13 protein-coding genes are annotated in these 15188 nt (G+C 60.7%); 4 read left to right on the top strand and 9 right to left on the bottom strand.

All coding sequences use genetic code 11. The features are described 5' to 3' along the window. Positions 1–188: 188 nt before the first annotated feature. The gene (locus G8767_RS26970) at positions 189–1772 is read right to left on the bottom strand and encodes a multicopper oxidase family protein (protein WP_166812807.1); all 1584 of its coding nucleotides are present in this window, start codon (positions 1770–1772) and stop codon (positions 189–191) included. Positions 1773–1855: 83 nt separating this feature from the next. After that, positions 1856–2125, bottom strand: a complete 270-nt coding sequence (locus tag G8767_RS26975; RefSeq protein WP_080572277.1) for a hypothetical protein — start codon at positions 2123–2125, stop codon at positions 1856–1858. 141 nt (positions 2126–2266) lie between these two features. Between G8767_RS26975 and G8767_RS26980 the strand changes: the two genes are divergently transcribed. Together G8767_RS26980 and G8767_RS26985 are read left to right on the top strand one after the other, a co-directional pair. Next, the gene (locus tag G8767_RS26980) at positions 2267–3025 is read left to right on the top strand and encodes a response regulator transcription factor (protein ID WP_019747372.1); all 759 of its coding nucleotides are present in this window, start codon (positions 2267–2269) and stop codon (positions 3023–3025) included. Beyond that, on the top strand, positions 3022–4167 hold the full coding sequence (locus G8767_RS26985) for an ATP-binding protein (RefSeq protein WP_042925750.1): 1146 nt from the start codon (positions 3022–3024) through the stop codon (positions 4165–4167). The genes G8767_RS26980 and G8767_RS26985 overlap by 4 nt, the downstream gene beginning before the upstream one ends. Positions 4168–4351: 184 nt before the next feature. On the opposite strand, the gene G8767_RS26990 is transcribed toward G8767_RS26985, so the two are convergent. Next, complete coding sequence (locus G8767_RS26990; protein ID WP_047270639.1) at positions 4352–5116, bottom strand: acyl-ACP thioesterase domain-containing protein; 765 nt, start codon at positions 5114–5116, stop codon at positions 4352–4354. 578 nt (positions 5117–5694) lie between these two features. Between G8767_RS26990 and G8767_RS26995 the strand changes: the two genes are divergently transcribed. After that, positions 5695–6957: a prolipoprotein diacylglyceryl transferase family protein gene (locus tag G8767_RS26995; RefSeq protein ID WP_230691704.1), complete on the top strand. Its 1263-nt coding sequence runs from the start codon at positions 5695–5697 to the stop codon at positions 6955–6957. A gap of 233 nt (positions 6958–7190) precedes the next feature. Here the strand turns inward: G8767_RS26995 and G8767_RS27000 are convergent, their stop codons facing one another. The 6 genes from G8767_RS27000 to G8767_RS27025 form a co-directional block, all read right to left on the bottom strand. Next, on the bottom strand, positions 7191–8138 hold the full coding sequence (locus tag G8767_RS27000; protein ID WP_042925751.1) for a M56 family metallopeptidase: 948 nt from the start codon (positions 8136–8138) through the stop codon (positions 7191–7193). After that, a complete protein-coding gene (locus G8767_RS27005) occupies positions 8135–8494 on the bottom strand; it encodes a BlaI/MecI/CopY family transcriptional regulator (protein ID WP_019747377.1) in 360 nt (119 codons plus the stop codon). Before G8767_RS27005 ends, G8767_RS27000 begins: the two co-directional genes overlap by 4 nt. A gap of 397 nt (positions 8495–8891) precedes the next feature. Beyond that, positions 8892–10118, bottom strand: a complete 1227-nt coding sequence (locus G8767_RS27010) for an Ig-like domain-containing protein (protein ID WP_042925753.1) — start codon at positions 10116–10118, stop codon at positions 8892–8894. Between the two features lie 143 nt (positions 10119–10261). Beyond that, positions 10262–10840, bottom strand: a complete 579-nt coding sequence (locus G8767_RS27015) for a DUF305 domain-containing protein (RefSeq protein WP_042925755.1) — start codon at positions 10838–10840, stop codon at positions 10262–10264. A 630-nt stretch (positions 10841–11470) separates the two neighbouring features. After that, the gene (locus G8767_RS27020; protein ID WP_042925760.1) at positions 11471–13390 is read right to left on the bottom strand and encodes a copper resistance protein CopC; all 1920 of its coding nucleotides are present in this window, start codon (positions 13388–13390) and stop codon (positions 11471–11473) included. A 7-nt stretch (positions 13391–13397) separates the two neighbouring features. Beyond that, on the bottom strand, positions 13398–14240 hold the full coding sequence (locus tag G8767_RS27025; protein WP_042925761.1) for a F510_1955 family glycosylhydrolase: 843 nt from the start codon (positions 14238–14240) through the stop codon (positions 13398–13400). Positions 14241–14761: 521 nt separating this feature from the next. On the opposite strand from G8767_RS27025, the gene G8767_RS27030 reads away from it, so the two are divergent. Continuing rightward, entirely contained in the window at positions 14762–15088 is a 327-nt protein-coding gene (locus G8767_RS27030) for a metal-sensitive transcriptional regulator (protein ID WP_047270574.1), read from the top strand. The last annotated feature ends 100 nt before the right edge of the window (positions 15089–15188 follow it).

Below are 15188 nucleotides of genomic sequence, written 5' to 3' on the forward strand. Positions count from 1 at the left end.
TCGCGGGATTTCGATCCCAGTCCAGCGGCGGGACAGAGGCCGGGGATTCCGGGACGCTGACCCGATGCCGGGGCGGCCACAATCTCACCTCGCCGAACGGGGTAGGAAGAGGCATCGAATGAGATGCCGGCCCAATCAGGTCGCGCCTCCCGTGCGGGTGTGATCGTGTGTTCGGACGTCTCCACGTGTCAGACGATGTAGCCCAAGCGGGTCATCATACCCGACTCCTGGTGATATCCGTTGTGGCAGTGGAGCATCCAGTCGCCCGGGTTGTCGGCGATGAGATCGACAGCGACAGATTCCATCGGACGAACGATGACTGTGTCCTTACGAGGGCCGACACCGCCGTCACCTTTGACCACTTGGAACGTATGCCCGTGCAGATGCATGGGATGCCACATCATCGTCATGTTGGTGAACGTGAGCCGGGCTCGGTCCCCTTCTTTGACGGTCAGAGGTTCGGTTTGGTCGTAGTTCCGACCGTTGATCGTCCATTGGTAGCTCATCATGTCCCCCCCGAGGTCTGCCACGAGATCGACACCGGTGCCATCGCTTCGCGGCAGAACGACACTTTCGGCTGCAGTGAACGACTCGACCGTGCCCACTCGACCTGCCAATTCCCGAGGGAGGAACGACGCGTCGGGCGCAGCGCCCGAGCCTGTACGCAGCAGCGTCCGAGCCTGAGCGTTCTTACCCTCGGCCGCGGCGACGAGCGGGAATACACCGTCCTTGACCGTGACGATCACGTCGTAGCGCTCACCCATGCCGAGGAGAAGCGCATCGACTTCTGTCGGTACGACCGGAAAACCGTCCGTATGGGTCACGGACATCACGTGATCGGCAAGGGCGACTCGAAAAGCGGTATCCGCACCCGCGTTGATGATGCGAATACGCACACGCTGACCGGGAGCGGCCGAGAAAGTTGTCGGTGCAGAAGCTATCCGCCCGTTGATCAGATAGTACGGATAGCTGACGTCACCCGCGTCCCCACCGAGCAGAGCGCTTGATTCTACCGAGTTAGGGCCACCCGAGGTGGCGGGCAGCGTGGTTTCGGCCGACCCGTGGTTCATTCCACCCATGCCAGGCATGTTGCCCATCCCGGATCCGCCCATCGAACCCATGCCGTTTCCGGACTGAAGGTCGGAGAGGATCTGTTGCGGACTCGTGCCGACTCCATCCGTCCAGTCGTCGAGAACCACGATCCATTCGGCGTCGTAGTCGACGGGCTCGCGGGGGTCGTCGACGACGATGGGGAGATAGAGGCCGTAGTCGGTGTCGAGACCGACATGGGGGTGAGCCCAATACGTTCCCGAATGAGGTACCGAGAACCGGTATGTGAAGTTCTGCCCCGATTCGATGTTCGGGCTTGCCGGCATGGCGCCGTCCATGTCGTTGCGAAGTGCGATGCCGTGCCAATGCACCGATGTCTGATGATCGAGTCCGTTGTTGACGGTGATCGCCAACTCGTCACCGACATTCGCGCGAATCAACGGACCGGGAACATTGTCGCCGTATGCCAGAGTGCGCACCGTGATGCCGCCGAGATCGATATCGACGCCCTGCGGATTGAGCTTGTAGTCCACGGTGCGACCGGTATGCGGGCGCGCTGCCTCAGCGGCCGCGATGGCATTTTTGTCGAACGGCGGGGGGTTCGGGTTGGACGATCCACTGGTGGTGCATGCGGTCAACGCCAGTCCCCCCGCCCCCGCCGCCGTGGCGGCGAGAAACGTACGTCGACTGAAAGCCGATCCTGTGAACGGCGCAATAGCCATGATTGTGATTGTCCTTGTCTAGTCGTTGTGGAGAAGCGGAACTGTGATACGCCACCGAGCCCGGGGCGCGCGTGCTGCAGAGGTCAACGACTCTCGTGTCGACGAGAGGATCGATCCAAAGCTTCACTGCGGGAGCGATACTCGTCATCGTCGATCTCGCCGCGTGCGTAGCGCTCATCCAACAGATGCTGCGCATTCGTACCACGGAGTTCGCTGCGGTCACTGCGTCTGGGACGAAACAAAGCAAGTAGGGCCGCAATGACCAACCCCCAAAATGCGATCATCGCCAGCGCCATAAGAATCCAGCTGACCCAACCCATTCCATAACCCGAATTCTCGCTCCACCACATCATGTCCGTTCACTCTCCTCACCCCCCGATAGTGCTCGCCGAACCCTCTGGGATCGGTGTGCGTTCTATGAAGATTCGCTGAAGAGGTGACCGCATACCGTGTATGACGTGCGCAGCGGCGGCTGAGCAGTCCACGATGGTGGCATGGACAGTACGTCAACACGGTCAACCGACGGGTACGCAGGTTTTCGGGCACTGGTCGTCGACGACGAACGCCCACTGGCCTCGATCATCTCGAGTTATCTCGAACGAGAGTCTTTCGAGGTGAGTGTGGCCTACAACGGTTTCGACGCTCTCGCCCTGGCACGTGAGGTCGATCCTGATGTGGTGGTCCTCGATCTCGGGCTGCCCGGTATCGACGGCATCGAGGTATGCCGGGAACTTCGTACATTTTCGGATGCATACGTGGTGATGCTGACTGCTCGCAGTGAGGAAGTGGACACCATCGTCGGGCTTTCTGTCGGTGCCGATGATTACATGACCAAGCCGTTCAGCCCCCGAGAGTTGGTAGCGAGGATCCGCGCGATGATGCGCAGACCCCGCAGCGGAGTCGCGCACGGTACAACTGCGAGAGCGGTAACCCGAGACGAGGAGAGTCCGCCAATGACGTTCGGGGTGCTCAGGATCGACGTTGCCGGGCGAGAGGTCTCGGTCGCCGAGAAACCGGTTCTGCTGACTCGGACGGAATTCGACGTGTTGGCGGCATTGGCCGCTCGGCCGGGGATGGCGTTCAGCCGTCGGCAACTGATCGAAGCAGTGTGGGGTCCTGCGTGGACGGGGAACGAACATCTTGTCGATGTTCATATCGGTCATCTGCGCCGCAAACTCGGCGATGATCCCGCCGCGCCTTTGTATGTCAATACCGTGCGCGGCATCGGGTACCGAATGGGTTCCGGAAAATGACTACCCTGGAAGAACTTTCGTCTCATCAGGGGCGTACCCGCCGAGGACTCGGTGTCGGCGTGCGTTTGTTGATGGCCCAAACGCTGGTCTTGGTGGCAGGAGCGGCCACCTCATGGGTCGTTGCAGTCACTGTCGGTCCGAGTTTGTTCCGCGAGCATCTGCGCCGCGCGGGCGTGCCTCCGATGTCTGAGGAGCAAATGCACGCCGAGCAGGCATATCGCTCGGCAACTGCGGTCTCGTTGTCCGTGGCGATCGGCGCAGCTGTGTTGTGCGCGCTGGCTGTGACCTGGTATCTCAGTCGTCGGCTGCAGCGGTCGGTGACTGCGGTGTCAACTGCCGCCACGGCAGTCTCGGCGGGAAACTACGCGGCCAGAGTCCCGCCGCCGCAGCTCGGTGACGACTTCGACGCACTTGCGACGGCCTTCAACGAAATGGCCGTTCGACTCGAGTCTGCCGAGTCGATGCGTCGACGGTTGCTGGCTGATCTCGCGCACGAGATCCGGACGCCGGTAGCTGTTCTCGAAGCATTCATGGAAGCGCTCGAAGACGGAGTGGAAGCTCTCGATGATCACACCATTGCGATGCTCAGAGATCAGACCCGACGTTTGGCTCGGTTTTCCGGCGACGTCTCGGCGCTGTCCGATGCCGAGACGAATCGAGCTGCAATCGAACCGACATGGACCAGACCTGAGGTACTGGTGAGCTCAGCGGTAGCGGCGCACGAAGAACGATTCGACACGAAAGCAGTCTTTCTGAGCGTGGACGTCCCCGGAAATCTGCCGTCGGTGTGGCTGGACCCGGAGCGCATAGGGCAAGTGTTGAGCAATCTACTCGACAACGCACTGCGCCACAGTCGATCACAGAGCACAGTGAGGGTGCGGGGACGGGTGAAAGGGGATCGGTTCATCCTCACACTCACCGACGAAGGCGATGGGGTCGCCGCCGAGCACCTCCCCTATCTGTTCGAGCGTTTCTATCGCGCCGACGCAGCACGCGATCGTGCTCACGGAGGGGCAGGGATCGGACTGTCCATCGCGAAAGCGCTCGTCGAAGCACACGGTGGACAGATCACCGCCGCGAGTGACGGAGCCGGGCAAGGCACCACCTTCGTTATCGCGTTGCCAGTACATCGTCCGAAATAGCGGCACATCGACTGCCGGGGAACTGTCGATGCGTGACATTCGACGCGACATTCGAGGTAATCGAAACGCTCCGGGAACACCCACTCACCCCGCCGCTACCGGCACACCTGGTCAAGAACTCGTGAGGTGAACGATGAATGAGGATGCACGAGACCAGAGCGCAGAGGTGACCCGGCCCGGGGACTTACACTTCGATCGCTGTGACGTAGGCACTCGCGCACACCGAACCCGAGACCAGGAACCAACTACTCAGGCTCTCCCCTGAACTGTGATACCGCACGGTCACGTCGTTTCCCGCGGTGATGGGGGCGCGATATTCGAGAATCGCCCGGTAGGGGAGCAGATTTCGGGGTCCGACCCAATCCTTGATCAAGTCTTCGACAGGCTGCCAATATGTGGCGTTGTTGACGTGGTTGAACGGATCGATATCGCTCGATCGTAGGACGAATGTCGTTTCCTCCGCATCCCCCGGACGAGCGGTGTGCCAGGGTTTCCACTTCAATCGGTGATCGTTGGTGGTCGAACCGAGTCCGGCCATGAAACTCTCTTCGATCCTGGAAGGCATCCCGTTCACCGGATTGAGATTTATCCAGAATCCTTCGGTCTCGATCAAGCCGCCGCAGTCGGATTCGATGCGGACACGCATCGTGCACCACCTGCTCGACAACCCCGAGCACCATCTGTGCATGCGCACACGAGCCGGCCAGCGGACCGGACGAATGACATCGATGACAGTGCGGCGCACGACCCACACCGGGTGAGCGGCCGCTGCGCCGCTCGCATCGAGATCGTCGAAACCGATGTCCTGCAGATAACGTGCAACGCCATCGAGTCGCAGCGTCCCGGAGACGTCGATATCTCCCGTCCGTACCGGCCGAGAGGTTTCGAACACCGCGCCTTTGGTCGGCAAATCCACCAGGCGGTGGTTGCGCATCGCGTCAGCTTCCATTTTTGCAGATCCCTTAGATGTGATTGTTCGCTTCGATACTTTGCACACCCTTGCTGCAACGTAGTGCGATCCCTACGCCCAGTCCCGCATCAGCCGCAGTCGTACCCAGTAGTCCGTGCCCGGTCTCCGAACATGGTGGGCAAGGAGCCTATCCAGTCTCGCAAATTACTACACCGCCCGCGTGATTGCCGGTTGAGGTTCGATGTCCTTTCCAGGGCTCTTCGTGAGTGTGTCCAAGATCGTTGCGGCACCATGGAATTCCCATATTCCTCGGCTCGACCTCGAAGCGCCTCGTCTGGCGCCGCAGTGCCCACCCGCGCGTTCACGCTCGGCCTCTACCTACTATCCAGGTTCGTAGTTCAGCTACTATTGACCTTAGTAGTTCGGTGGGCATCCGCGCCAACCGAGAGATTGGGGCGACGGTGAGCAAAAAATCAACCAAAACCCGCGCGAAACAGCGGTCTACGACACAGAGTCGAGCCCGATGCGCCACGTCACCGAACCTGAACCCCACTTCACGACCGCACGACGATGTCGGCACAACACCCCGTGCTAGGCACAGTCCGGGCGGTAGTGCCGTGGAAGAACTGGCCGCAGCGGCCGCAGCGGCGTATCTGAGTAAAGCAGCGCCGACACCAGCCCCTGCCTTGGCTCAAGCAGCGCCGACACCAGCCCCTGCCTTGGCTCAAGCAGCGCCGGCGCCGGCCATCGTAGAAAAGACGATGCCCGCCAAGCCATCGGGCACTGAACGCGTTGTCCAGCCATTGGGCAACGACGAGGCGACCCCTGCAATGGAGCTCGCTGCGCCCGGCGGTGGGTGCGCGGAAGCGTTCACGCAGATAGAACCGCAGGGGCTCGCAGCAACGTACTGGGGAGAACCGCCCGAGGTTACTTCCGATCTGTCGATTCTGTTCAGGGGAGCCCGCAACAGCCCGGGCAGTGAACCGGAACATTTTGAGAGAGTCACCCACGTCAACGGTGTTCCAGCGGGGGGGCGCTTCGCGGTAACTGCGAGAATCCGCGGAATCGCCTCTGGTAGTTGGACTGTCAGTGCAGAGCGCATCGAAACTCCGGACGATACCACCGGACAGTTCGACATCGCAGCTCCGCAGACTGCGACGGCCCGGACTACCGCAGCGCCATTGGTGCACGGGCCCGGCGTGAGACTCTGGACGTGGCCGCTCCTAGTCGGTTTGGGTGCAGTGTTCGCCATCGTCATGCAGGCACTGCTCTTGACCCGCATGAACGAAAACGCCACTGCGGCAGTTCTCATTTCGATCCTTGGCTGCCTTCTCGGTTACGTGGGTGCGAAGCTCTGGTACTTGGCACTTCACCGCCAGAGCCTCCGAAATTTTGTCACTGCCGGCGCATGCATTCAAGGATTTTTGGTGGTCTCGCTCGGGGTATTGGTGCTCGGCGGAGCAGCTTTCGGTCTGGGTGTCGGTTTGCTACTAGACATGACAACACCAGGGTTGTTTCTCGGTATTGCGATTGGGCGCCCGGGCTGCTTCTTGACTGGATGCTGTTCGGGTCGACCTACCGTGTCGAGATGGGGAATGTGGGCCTCGGACCGGACTCTCGCGGTGCGCCGAATCCCCGTGCAACTGATCGAAGCCTTCGCAGGTTTGATCATCGGTCTCGCGACACTGGGTTTCGTCCTCTACGGCACCGAAACGCCCTATGACGGAGCAGTATTCGTTGTCGCCGTGGCAATCTACACGTGGGTCCGTCAATTGTTGTTCCCCTATCGTGCGGATCCTCATACGCGGCGCGGGCGGCTTCTGACCAGCACGGCATGCGGAATTGTCATCGTCGCGACGATTCTGCTGGGCGCGGTGTGATCGGGACCCAGTAGTAGACTTGTGCGCTTTTTGGCTGCTGCCACGTGCGCAGCAGGTGAGTCTCGCGGAAATTGGGATGGTCTCGAATCAAGTTTCGCGCGGGATCTGGCCAATTCGATTGGCGCCGCGTTCGGTGCGTGAGGCCGGTTCAGTTCGAGGAGGGGGTTGAACCGACCTCGGGCATGAGCGCTGCGAACCGGACTCTGTGTCGATGCGCGTTTCGCACTGTGGCTTTATGCACCTGTTGCGCATGAAGCCATCGCCATCGCACCCAGTAGCGCCAGAAGAGGCGCCGCAGGTAGGACGATCGCCGTTCCGCAGGCAGCAAGGGTGCGGAGGTAGCGAATGGGCGCCGGGTGGTGGGTGCGATGGGAGGACAGACGATCAAGTCGCAACGCCAGGCAATCCTGCGCTATTCCCAGAGCCGCCACGGGCACATCGTGGGGCGTCATACTGCAGAGTGCTCGGTGCACGGATTCGCGCCCATGCTGACGAACGGCTCGGGAGTCGGCTTCGATTTCCACCAACGCACGGACCAATGGGGGCGAAGATCGCATGATCGGAAGCCACGGGAACGCGTAGGCGAGCGTTTGCGCTGCACTGACGAGCAGATGGTGACGGCCCGTGATGTGTGCCCGTTCATGCGCGAGCACTGCAGCCAGAGCCTCGGTGTCGAGTTGATCTCTCAATCCGTCGCTGGCAACGACAAGCGCAGGGCGCCCAGCGATGCTGTAGGCGAAGGGCACAGAAACCGGGAGCCAGAGCAGTGACGAGGACCGTGCACCCCCCAGAATGCGCAGCAACCCGAGGTGCTGCTGGTGTAGCTCGCGGCGGGTACGGGAGAAGCTGAACAGATGGACGGTGCCTCGCACCGCCCCGATGACCAGGGTTGACCCGCCGAGTACACCCACCGCCGTCTCGAGCCTGGCCGGCGCGTCGTCGTGAAGGGCGAGCCAACAGCTGTGGGCGAATTCGATCAGCGACGAGACGCCCCCGTGACTGGGTAAAAGGCTCAAGATCACCGGGACACTGATACTCACTACAGTTCCGAGTGCCAGAGCGCCCCACGAGACGAGGACGACATGCGGATCAACGCCGCGACGCATCATCGATCCGAGAAACAGTGGGGAGAGTGCGGCAACGAGGAGCCCGCCGACTGCCCACGCGAGGACGGCTGTCACTTCTTTCCTCGTTCACGCAATCCACGCGCCAGGATCTTCGATTCGACATCGGATGTCCCCCGAACAAAATGCAACAGGACTCCGGTCGGGTCTCCGGTGGATTCGAGAAGTGCGCGCAACCCGTCAGCTGCCGCTTCCTCGCGACTTCGCGTGGCTTCGTACCAGTACGCGCGGCCGTTTCGCTGACGATGCACCCAACCTTTACGATGAAGATTGTCCATGACCGTCATCACCGTCGTGTACGCCGGTTCACGGTCGTCATCGAGGCCGTCGATGACGTCGCGAACACGGACCGGTTCGGTGGAGCGCCACAGCACATCCATCACCAGCGCCTCGAGCTCTCCCAGACCTTGCATTTTTCCTCCTCGTAGAGCTGCATTCGTCACCGCACCGTGTGAGTGCCCAACCTGCAACCTCCGTCGCTTTCGTACGGGGCCCAACCAGCGCTGTCGGTGATTCGTCGGTCACAGTGATGTGGGACCGCTCGATGAGGGTGTCGTGTCGACTCTGCACGCTGGAGGTTGCCGAGGCGGCGAACCGAAGCCCTGTAGAAATACTATCTGTTCCGCTTCCCGTCGCCGCCCCGATACGGCGGCGGTGTCTGGCGACCTCCTCCAGCGACGATCTGCGAACCCCTGTCAGCTCTGACAGTGTCAAAGGTTTATCCAGCACTTTCGCGTCGACTACGGGAGAACGTCTCGCGCGGAGCTTCTGTTTGCGATTCAGCATCGTTTGCCGGCAGGGCGACAGGTCTTACAGCGCGCTGCCTTCCGACCATCGGTCCCACGGCACACTCCAGTCGCCGTTCTGCCATAATTCGAGAGGGGCGCCGCCGGTATTGCGTATCTCCACGACATCTCCGGGAAGCGAAAAATCATAGAACCATTGAGCATTGGCGCGGCTGAGGTTCAAGCAGCCGTGTGAAACATTGGTATTGCCTTGCGCCCAGACTGTGTCTTCGAGTTCGTGAAGGTAAATTCCGTCGGTGCTTATTCGGGTGGCGTAGTTGATTTTTTCCTTGTACCCCAGCCGGGAATTGACGGGAAGTCCGTAGGTCGACGAGTCCATGATCACGGGGTTGGCCTGATCGAGGACGGTGTAAATGCCTGGTTGGGTCCAGAAGGAGATCGTTTGGCCGTTGACGAGCTCGGTTCCTCCCATGCCCATCGATGTCGGCATAGTGCGCACAGTTTTGCCGTTGCTCGTGACCGTCACTTGCTTGGTCGTATCGTCGGCGACGGCGATATGCGAGTCGCCGATGGTGAATGCAGTCGTGGCGTCTTCCTGTCCGAACAGTCCGCCACCGAGCGGGACGCCGAAGACCGCAGCCCGGACCGTGACCTCGGTGCCGGGGGGATAGTACGCACGAGGTCGCCAGTGAACATTCTGGTCATCCACCCAGTACCACGAGCCTTCGAGCGGCACCGACGTTTGCACAGTCAGGCTCTTCTCCGCCGCTGCACGATCGAGGATCGGCTCGTCGAAATGCGTGACAATAACGATCCCTACCCCGAAAGTGCCACCATCTGTGAGGAGGTTACCCCCGGCCGTCACGAAGGATGGTTTGGTCAGGTTCCGCGGCTTGACTGTGGAGAAGGTGCTGGACTGATCGAGACGTGAGCCATCGTTTTGGGTGGCTGACGCTGTCATCGTGTAGGTCTTCCCGTAGTCCAAGGAAGCGCCGGGTTTCCACACCTGCCGGTCAGGGGTGAAGATGCCATCGACCACAGCCCCGCCCACTTCGGTGAGCACTACCGAGTCGAGCCTCCCGCCAACAGATTCCACCGTGACCGGATCAAGGGGGTTGACGGTATCTGTCCCCCCGGAAGGAGTCATCACCAGCGCGGAGACAGGAGAGTTGTTCTCGGCGGGCGCACCCGTGTCACTCGGTGCGGACTGCGGTGCTGTGGAGGTGCATCCTGTCAGCGTTGCGACCATAAGGAAAAGGACGAGTAACCCTGTATGCCGTGTTGAGGCCATAATTGTTCCTTCACGTCAGTGGGTGGGGAGCGCCGACGAAGACAGTGATTCGCAAGGGACGCAAGTAATCAGATGGAAGATCAGAGCGGACAACGAGAAGAGAGGCTTCGATGGACAGGCCTAGCCACTCGACAATTTCCGGATCAGTTCTGTTGCAAAAGTGCTTGCATCGCGGTGATCTCGGACTGCTGTGCGGCGATGATATCGGTAGCCAATTGCTTGGCGTCGGCGTTGTCGCCATCGGATAGTTCCGATTGGGCCGTCGCGATCGCGCCGGAGTGATGTTCAATCATCATCTTCAGCCACGCGGTGTCGAAGTCCCCATCGCGCAACCCCTCCAATTGAGCGATCTGCTGCTGGGACATCATTCCTGAATCAACCCCGCCGTGGTCCATTCCATCCATGGAGTCCACAGGGGAGGTGGCGTCGGACGTAGGTTGACCCCATTGTTCGACGAGCGCTGCAATCTGATCCATTTCGGGCCCTCGAGCGGTTTGGATCGAAGCGGCGAGTTCGAGTATTCGAGGATTGGTGGTGCGACTGTCGGCCAGCTTTGCAATCTCGACGGCCTGTGCGTGATGTGGATACATCATCGCGATGAACTGTATATCCGCGCTGTTGGCGCCGTTGGGCTGCGAGGCCGCGGAGGAGTTGGACATGTTTCCGCTGTCGTTGCTCGACATTTGGCTCATGTCATGGCCGCCGCAGCCGGCGATCAGCATCAGACCGACGGCAGACCCCGCTGAGACTGCGATACGTGTGGAAACAGCACGTGTAAGCATCATATTTTTCTCCTGGAATGTGTTGTTGTGCAGAAAATTTTTCTGGGGAGGGGCCGTCGACCCGGATGGTCAGTAGTTCCACTATGAGCGTCTGTCGTATCCGCAGCGCCGACAGTTGGTTGTGTAGGGGCAAGGTGTCGTGCACGGTGGGCCCGAACACGATGCACGTCTGCAGCAACAGGGGAACGTGCAACCCTCCACTCACGCACGCCGGTATGATCCTCGTCCTCGCGCTCGGTGACGACTGTCGTGGTGATCAGCGCGGTGTCGTGCGCCGCGCCGGGCAGGACCAGCGAGGTGATGGTGGAACCTGCAATCAGAAGGTTGCGGTGATCAAGACAAGCGACAGCAGGCGATGAGTGCTTGAACAGACTGCAGGCCAGAGCCACCGCTACCGGTTCGTCAATCAGCGTATGCCGTAGGGATTTCGAAGGCCTGGGCGCGGCCAGTGCGCGGGTGCGACAGAACTGGCAGGGGCGAATGAACGCGTAAGGGGAGATCATCGCAGCTTCCGTTCCTATTGCACGGTGACAGTTCACTGGACGTGAATATCTCATCAGTTCTCCCCCATCAGTTCACCTCGGGGTAGACGAAGGTGCGGGTGATGAGATGTTTTGCATCGCTTAGTGTTTCGGAAACTATTCGTCCAGTTTGGTCAAGGTCGAGCAGCACGTTCATACCCGCAGCCGGATAGCCCACAGCCAGACGGAGTTGCCGTCCGGCACTGGGTAAGCGCACCACGACGGGCGCAGTACCGTCCGCATACGGCTCCTGGGCGAGAAAGAACTCGCTGGACAGACTTAGTTGCTGAGGTTCGGGGCCGACGTTTGCGGCATCACTGGTCACCGATTCGTAAAAGGTCAGATTCTTCTGAGCACGAGTGATATCTACGGCTCGAGCGAGATCAGTGTCCCCGGACTGAACAGGCCATGGAATTAACATGCTGACCGTCCCGCCCCGCCACCCTGTCGCCGCAGCCTCGAGCGTGAGCACACTTTCACCCAGCGGCCAATCAGTTTGCGCCACGAAGCATCCGGATCCGCACCCGCGCAAGGAAAGTGAAGTGTTCACCCCGCCCGCCCGCAGTGCGCCGATCAAGGTGTATTCCTGGTCCGGTTCCTGGGCGTAGTAGTCGACGCGGCGCGGAGTCGACAGTCGAACCACCAGCTGCCCTTCGCTGGCGGCGACGCTCACCCCAATCTGTCCGGCCAATGTTCCCAGCGGCAGAACCGGACCGATGGCTGCAGGTGGTCCCGGCTGGGTTGGTGAGTTGGCAGGCGCTGTCGAGACTAATGCAGCACTGATGGCGAGCACGGAGATCAGGAGGATGCTTTCGATACGAATCTGATTGCGCAGTTTGCCCGCTGGTTCAGTTCTGCGCATCGTCCGCCGTGCCGTTATCGCCACACCCGAGGCGGCGATGACGAAGAGTAGTTTGACCGTCAGAAGTTGTCCGTACGGGGTGGAAAACATTGCGGCAACGGGGATCAGCAACAATGCCGAGATCGTACCGGTGGTCACGACGACGATGAAGGTCCACAGCGCAAGTCGTGTGTAACCGGCCACGACCCACCGAACCGGGGCATGCTGACCCCGCCACGCGAATGCGGTGCGAACCGTGTGGAGCAAAGCGCCGACCCAGATTGCCGCTGCCGCGAGATGAACGGCGGTGAGAAACGCGCCCCATCCGGGAGCGACGACGTTTGCGTGCGAGCGCAGCCCTTCGGTGGCAATGACCAGCAGAAGGGCCGCACTCGCAAGTCTGGTGCTCCCCACAGTTTTCAGCGCCAAGGCCAACACGAGCCCACACGTCTCTACGAGCAAGATGATGCCCGCACGTTCTTGCCATAGCGCAGCAACGCTGGACGAAGCGGCGAGCGAAACCATGAGGCCTGCAACACCCACCAAAGCAATGCAGATGCCACCCGGAAACCAGGTGCGCAACTTCTTCAGCGAAGGGTTCTCGGCGTGCGGCACAGACGACAATCTCTCCGCGACAATTGTCCCGAGCGCGAGGGCGAACCCGACGAACAGCAGCCACCGGAGCACGGTTTCCGTCCACGAGGTCGAGGCGCTGTCGTCGCCACCGCCGCTGTCGGTCAAAGCGAGGCCGACGGCAAACCGAAAGTCTTCCTCGACGAGGTCACCATCTGCGCCGATCACTTGCCACCGGACGGTGTAGGTGCCCGGCGACGGGGCATCCGAGAGCCGGGAAGTGATTGCACGGCCGCCTTTGGATGACTCTGCAGCATCTATCGGGCTCTCGCGACCGGCGTCATCCACGACTTTGATTGCGTCGGCGCCGGGGGCGACTTGTTCGTTGAAGATCAGGGTAATGGTTTGCGGAGGCTCGGAAACGGCAGTCTCCGAGCCAGGTTCGGTAACGAGCAGCGTGGGGTGAGCGCCGGCGATGCCAGCTCCCAGAACGGCAAGTGCTCCCGCAACGAGCACAAGTGCGATGCTCTGGAACATTCGAAGGAACAACGACATGCTCAGGTCAGTTCAGGGCATACAGCGACTGAGAAGTTGCGGCGTACGCGCTGTCGTAGCTCGCCGCAGTCAACGCTTCGACTGCTCCGACCTTAGCGCGCTTCTCCCAGTCTTTTCCCTCCCTGCTCCGCCAGGTGAATCCATCTTGATCGACCCCCCACAGTGCATCCGAGTATCCGGCGATCATCACCATGGACGGCGCTCCGGCGACCTCTGTGAAGGTACGCCCGTCGTCGCTGCTGTACTGCAGCCCTGACGAGGTGACAGCCCATGTCCCACTGTCGGTGAGAGCGAGGGATGCCACACCCAGGGCAGCGCCGGATTCCCACGACCTTCCCTGATCCTTCGACACCGTGACACCACTGGCCCCGTCGAAGCCGACGAGTGTCTTGCCATCTGTAACCAGAGAATGAAAGTCGACCTGTCCCGCGAGCGAGCTCTCCGTCCACGTTCGGCCACCGTCGTTGCTGGTGCGTAGGCCAAGTGGGTTGGCTGCGGTACTGGACGGCCCCGGGTGGCCTGAGGAAAAGAGCGTGTCACTGCCCGTCACGCCCGCCAACCCCATCAAATCGTCCTCGGAATCACCCACCCGCACTGTGTCGCCCGAATCTCCGATAGCGAACAGCCCGCGATGCGTACCCGCCAAGATGGTGCCGTCGGCGTCGATATGCAACCCGTGCAGATGGTCAAGTTCGGGTGTGAGCTCCACGCCTGGTATGGGCGGGACGATGGACTGGCCGGCCTTGTCGTCGTTTCCCTGCGTCGAACAAGCCGCAAGAGAAACGGCGATGAGAGCGGTGCCGACGAGCCTCACGATTGGGGACGTTCGCGCACGACGACTATTGGGCATCTGGGTGTCTCGTCCTGTATTCGAAGGGATGGCAACATTTCCGGGCGACTGGTACTTCATCTACTAAGATGCATAGTAGATGAGGGTGTTGGCTGGCTGCGAATTCACCCCCTGCAATGGTCTAGTGCAAGGGAAATGCTCGCCGTCGAAGCCCCTGATCTGATACGGCGGGGAGGTACAATTGGTCTGGTCCCACGCACGGGTCGACAGGCTGACGGGGCATCGCGTCATTGGTGGCGCAACCGGCGGTGGGCAGGAAGATTGAACACAGGGCGGGTGCAGCGGTACTGCCTAGCCCTGGTGGCAGAAATGATTGAGAGCTCTTCTCGTGTGGTCACTTACCCGGAGATCTTGCAGTTGGCGAAGCGCCCATACAGGCGGGCTGTTGCTCAACGTGCCTTCGTGTGTGCCACTGCTGCACTACACCGTAGCCAGGGCAGGTCCAATCGATTGTCGCCCACCATGGAGGCGACGTGATTTCGCGTCTGGCCCACTACGGGCGACGAGACCAGGGGAATCTCGTGGGCACAACTAATCCGGTTGATCCAGGCCGTCGTGACTATGCGACCCACGGATACATCAGTGCAAAGGACTCGTACCTCAAACGCCTCAAGCGTATTGAGGGTCAGTCGCGAGGGCTGCAGCGAATGGTTGAAGAAGAAAGGTGCTGCATTGACATCCTTACCCAAATATCGGCGATGAAAAAAGCGCTGCATGCAGTAGCTATGGAATTGCTCGAAGACCATCTCAGTCATTGTGTCGTCGATGCCGCCGCAAGAGGAGGCGCCGAATCCGACGCCAAGATCAGGGAGGCCGCCGAGGCGATCAGGCGGCTCGTGAATTCGTGAGGACACTTCCATCTGATTTCCGAAACGATCTACTAGTCGGTGGGGCAGAATTTCGATGCCGTTTTATCGAAAGTCATTTACTTAGAATGTATTTGCGATC

Origin of the sequence: Rhodococcus sp. IC4_135 (genome assembly GCF_011602025.1) — a bacterium.
GTDB classification, from domain to species: domain Bacteria; phylum Actinomycetota; class Actinomycetes; order Mycobacteriales; family Mycobacteriaceae; genus Rhodococcus_F; species Rhodococcus_F baikonurensis.

Bases quoted from the DNA above. Each gene is read 5' to 3' on its own strand.
- G8767_RS26970 (WP_166812807.1), bottom strand. From the start codon at position 1,772: ATGGCTATTGCGCCGTTCACAGGATCGGCTTTCAGTCGACGTACGTTT.
- G8767_RS26975 (WP_080572277.1), bottom strand. From the start codon at position 2,125: ATGATGTGGTGGAGCGAGAATTCGGGTTATGGAATGGGTTGGGTCAGC.
- G8767_RS26980 (WP_019747372.1), top strand. From the start codon at position 2,267: ATGGACAGTACGTCAACACGGTCAACCGACGGGTACGCAGGTTTTCGG.
- G8767_RS26985 (WP_042925750.1), top strand. From the start codon at position 3,022: ATGACTACCCTGGAAGAACTTTCGTCTCATCAGGGGCGTACCCGCCGA.
- G8767_RS26990 (WP_047270639.1), bottom strand. From the start codon at position 5,116: ATGGAAGCTGACGCGATGCGCAACCACCGCCTGGTGGATTTGCCGACC.
- G8767_RS27005 (WP_019747377.1), bottom strand. From the start codon at position 8,494: ATGCAAGGTCTGGGAGAGCTCGAGGCGCTGGTGATGGATGTGCTGTGG.
- G8767_RS27010 (WP_042925753.1), bottom strand. From the start codon at position 10,118: ATGGCCTCAACACGGCATACAGGGTTACTCGTCCTTTTCCTTATGGTC.
- G8767_RS27015 (WP_042925755.1), bottom strand. From the start codon at position 10,840: ATGCTGATCGCCGGCTGCGGCGGCCATGACATGAGCCAAATGTCGAGC.
- G8767_RS27020 (WP_042925760.1), bottom strand. From the start codon at position 13,390: ATGTCGTTGTTCCTTCGAATGTTCCAGAGCATCGCACTTGTGCTCGTT.
- G8767_RS27025 (WP_042925761.1), bottom strand. From the start codon at position 14,240: ATGCCCAATAGTCGTCGTGCGCGAACGTCCCCAATCGTGAGGCTCGTC.